Origin of the sequence: Mucilaginibacter sp. (assembly GCF_039935595.1) — a bacterium.
GTDB lineage: Bacteria > Bacteroidota > Bacteroidia > Sphingobacteriales > Sphingobacteriaceae > Mucilaginibacter.
The window spans coordinates 1-4,589 of sequence record NZ_JBDTJZ010000188.1; the positions used below are offsets into that span (position 1 = coordinate 1).

Sequence of the window (4,589 nt, forward strand, 5' to 3'; positions counted from 1 at the left end):
GGGACTTCGTTTTCGGTATAAGGCATACTATATAAGATTTTTTGGAAAAGCATTCGCGAGAGCGGGTGCTTTTTTGTTAAAGTAGTACTTGTTCAACTCATCGCCTATTGCAGCGTCGACGATGCAATGTATTTTAAGTTAAGCGTCGACGCTTAACTTGGCGAGGAAGAATATAGTGCAGACCCGATAATAATTTAATTGTTTAATACAGGGTACTGCTAAAATGGTTAGATTTAAAAGTTATTAACCTGCTGCCCATACATGTTTTACAGTATTTTCTACTTAAAAAGCTTTCATAAGGTTTACAAAATTATCATGCTCGTATCAGTTGTTTTTTTACTCAATACTAAAGGTTTTACACAGAGTTTAGGCGACCCTATTGTAAATATAACATTTGGCTCGGGGGCTACACAATTTTTTGGGCCACTGCCGGCCGACTCCGGTGCTACGACATATACCTATATCAATGGTACTCCTAATGATGGTTACTATACAATTGCAAACTCAACAAAAGGCATGTATAGTGTCTGGTGGCAAACAACTGACCATACAGGTAATCCGGGTGGATACATGATGATCGTAAATTGCAGTTATGCCCCAGGTATTTTTTATACCCGAAAAGTAGCTGGACTTTGTGGAAGTACTAAATATCAATTTGCTGCCTGGTTAAAGAATTTAATAAACAATAATGGCCTTCAACCTAATGTTACTTTTTCTATCGAAACTACAGCAGGAGTTCCTTTAGGCTCAGGTACTACCGGAAATATACCAGTAGGCAACACCTGGATACAGTACCCCTTTACTTTTACTACACCAGCCAATACAGACAGCATTGTAATTAAAATGACCAATAATGCCCCGGGTGGTTACGGAAACGATATTGCCATTGATGACATAACATTCAGGCCATATGGCGCACCGGTTTCTACGGTTTTTAATCAATCAGCAACAACCCAAACATTTTGTGCGGGTGTTTCACAACCGGTTAGCATTAATGCTACCTCTTCGTTAGTTGCGGGTTATCAGCAAAAAGTTCAATTATTAGTAAATGGTGTTTGGACAGATCAAACGGCACCAAGCAGCTCGCCTAACTTTACGGTCAAGTCTCCTGATACCGCAGGCGTGTTTTATTACAGGCTGGTTAGTGGGCAGACTATTAATATAAGTTCGTCCGAATGCGTAGTAGCATCAAACCAACTTACATTGACCGTTAATGCGCTGCCGGTAGCTGCTTTTAATGTTAAGGACACCACCTGCCTTGACAACGCTACAATTTTTACGGATAAATCCACTTCAAAAGGAGGAACTGTTAAACAATGGTTATGGAATTTCGGCGATGGGAAAACAGATACGGTGCAAAGTCCAACTCATACCTATACAAAAGCCGGTGCTTATACCGTTAGCCTGATGGTAACAAATAGTAATGGTTGTGTGTCATCCACAATAAAAAAATCTATTTATATAAGTGCACTTCCGGTAGCAACGTTCAATTATTCAACACCCGATTGTGTAACTAATGCGGTAACCTTTACAGATAGTTCAATAGCTGCTGATGGTGCTATTACATCGCGTGTTTGGACGTATGGTGACGGAACGAAAGAAACCAAAACCAACAATCAGCCCTTTCAGCATACCTATGACACGACAGGCACTTATCCGGTGAGCCTGTTAGTTACCACGAATAGTGGTTGCACATCATCATTTACACAAAATATCACTATTAGCCCGCTGCCGATAGTTAATTTTGAGACACCGGCGGTATGCCTTGCTGATGCTTCGGCAAAGTTTACTGACAGCACTACTATAGCGGGTAATAGCAAATTGATTTATTTGTGGAACTTCGGCGACGCGAATGCTACGGCGGCTAATCCTAATACCTCATCGTTACAAAGCCCATCCCACAAATATTCAAAAGCTGCATTGTACACCGTTACACTGACCGTTGTATCAGCCAATGGTTGTACTGTAACTAAAAGCAAAAATTTTACGGTGAATGGCTCGGTTCCGGTGGCCGGTTTTAATGTGTTAAATCCCCGGGATCTCTGTAGTGACCATGAGGTTTTTTTTGTAAACAAATCAACTGTCGATTTTGGGAGCATTACTAAAATAGAATGGATTTATGACTTTGGCAATAACGCAACGATTATAGAAACCGATAATAATCCCTATTACAATAAGTTGTATCGCCATACTTATCCTCAATTTTACAGTCCTGTAAAAACGCAAAATTACCAGGTGCGCATGCTGGCTTACTCCGGCGGGATCTGTGCTTCGCAAAAAGATACCGTAATAACGTTGCTGGCAACTCCAAAACTCTCCTTTAGCCCCATATCACCTGTTTGTATCAATGCCGGGCCTGTTCAACTTACAGCTACTGAAACAACCGGAATTAATGGTATTGGGATATATATGGGGACAGGTGTAACTTCATCGGGGATGTTTGATCCGACGATTTCGGGCGTAGGGAGTTTTCCGATTAAATTTATATATACGGCCAATAATGCCTGTGCCGATACCATAAGCCAAGTTATTACAGTAAACGTGGCACCAATGGCCAATGCGGGTCCTGATTTGACGATATTAGAAGGTGGGAGCGGTACCTTCCAGGCTAGTGCAACCGGAGATAGCCTTACGTATTCCTGGTCGCCTAATATCAATCTAAGCAATAATAAAATACTGAACCCTGTAGTGACACCCGGAGAAACAGATATTAACTATACGCTTACGGTGACCAATAATAAAGGTTGTTTTGCATCTTCAAGTGTTAATGTTATTGTGTTGAAGAAGCCATTGATACCCACTGCTTTTACGCCGAACGGCGATGGTATAAACGATACATGGGCGATCAAATACCTTGAAAGCTATACAGGGGCTACTGTTGAAGTATTTAATCGCAATGGGCAGCGTGTTTATTCATCCATTGGTTACCCAGTGCCCTGGGACGGGCGTTACAATAATAGCGACCTGCCTGCCGGTGTTTACTATTATTTAATCAACCCGATACATGGCCGGAAAGCTTTTTCGGGCTCGGTAACTATAATACGATAGCTATAACTTAAAAAGTCTGTTCAATATTTTTATCCGGGTATTCTATCTTACCACTTTTGCGTATCCCTAAGCTGGCGCAAGAATGCAGCGTGAGCTATAGGATGGAGTTCTTGTGCCTTAGTATAAATATCCCTTCAATTTATAAAGCTAAAGTCTTGTTTGGTAGTTAGTGTAGTTATTTTTTTTATTACAGTATCCAGTTCTTCAGCACTTTGTAATAAGTAATCAAAAACCAATGCATTCTCTGCACCCTTTGTTTCTTTAACTAAGGGGATGAGACCCATAATGCGCACCAGTGGAGCCCGAATGATATGCGACTGCAGCCATGATATTTCCTTTAGCTGATCATATTTTTGCTGTAGTTCTTTATTTAACCTTTCCATTTCTAGCTCGGCGTTCTTCTTATCTGTTATATCAAAACGTATAGCAACATACTGATACGGTTTGTTATCGGCTCCTAAAAAAGGCACTATTGTGGCGTCTACCCAATGAAAGGTCCCGTCTTTGGCTTTATTCCTTACCTCACCGCGCCAAACTTTACCCCGGGTAATTGTATGCCACAACTTCTTTATAAACTGTTTGCTATGATAACCCGAATTAACCATACGATGGGTGTGCCCTATTAACTCGTCGCGGTTATATTGTGATACTTTACAAAATCTGTCATTAACATTGGTAATTATACCATCACTATCAGTTATTGCTACTATAGCGCATTCATCCAAAGCACGCTTATAATCCTGCAATTCGGCAAGGGTTTGCTTAAGCGATCGTTCAAAGTCCTTGCGTTTGGTAATATCGTGCCAATTGCAAACAATTGCGTTAAGTCCGGGCGCTTCAAGCATATTGGTAAAGGCACATTCTAAATCGATATAATATCCTTTAGCATGCATCGATCTGAATTCGCATGTTTGTGGAATGTTGGGGTATAGCAAAGTCTGTTGAACTACGCTCAAAACGTTTTCCATATCATCAGGATGTACAAGGTCAGCTACTTGTGCGTTATGTCTTTGAATATCTGTCCACCCCAACATACGAGCGGCCGACAAGCTGCGGTAAAATATTTTAAAATTTTTATCCAGAAGTGTTATTCCAGAATAACTTGATTCAACCAGCTTTCTATAATTCTCCACGTTTGTAATTTTAAATGCTGTTGTGCTCAGCCCCGGCTGTTTAATTGTTTGTTTCATAACGCTCTAAATTGATGCTTACTGGTTTTGATAAAAACGTGCTAACCGCAGGGGATTTACCGAAGAAGTTATTAACTAATCTATAGTTAATACGACGCTGTTTGAGTGACCTGAATCAACTATTTAACTGATTTTCAACACATTTTTTAAGTAAAAAGAAATTATTGTTATTTCTGTCCCTTTTGCTGGCGCATGCGCTATGTCATTAAGTTAAAGAAAACAACAGCTTAAATAATATCGAATAATGAATTTTGAACATCGAAGTTTTAACTTCATTATTCGACATTGGACATGCTGTGTTCGATATTAAAACGGGCCTCTACCTTAATACACTTAACCTCTAATAATACC

At 40.1% G+C, this 4,589-nt stretch carries 2 protein-coding genes; one reads left to right on the plus strand and one right to left on the minus strand.

Going from position 1 to position 4,589, the window contains the following annotated elements:
• Positions 1-315: 315 nt before the first annotated feature.
• Positions 316-3,048 (plus strand): PKD domain-containing protein, encoded by a 2,733-nt coding sequence (locus ABI367_RS12935; protein WP_462226931.1) that lies wholly within the window; start codon positions 316-318, stop codon positions 3,046-3,048.
• A gap of 134 nt (positions 3,049-3,182) precedes the next feature.
• On the opposite strand, the gene ABI367_RS12940 is transcribed toward ABI367_RS12935, so the two are convergent.
• Positions 3,183-4,238, minus strand: a complete 1,056-nt coding sequence (locus ABI367_RS12940) for a PAS domain S-box protein (RefSeq protein WP_462226933.1) — start codon at positions 4,236-4,238, stop codon at positions 3,183-3,185.
• Between the last annotated feature and the right edge of the window lie 351 nt (positions 4,239-4,589).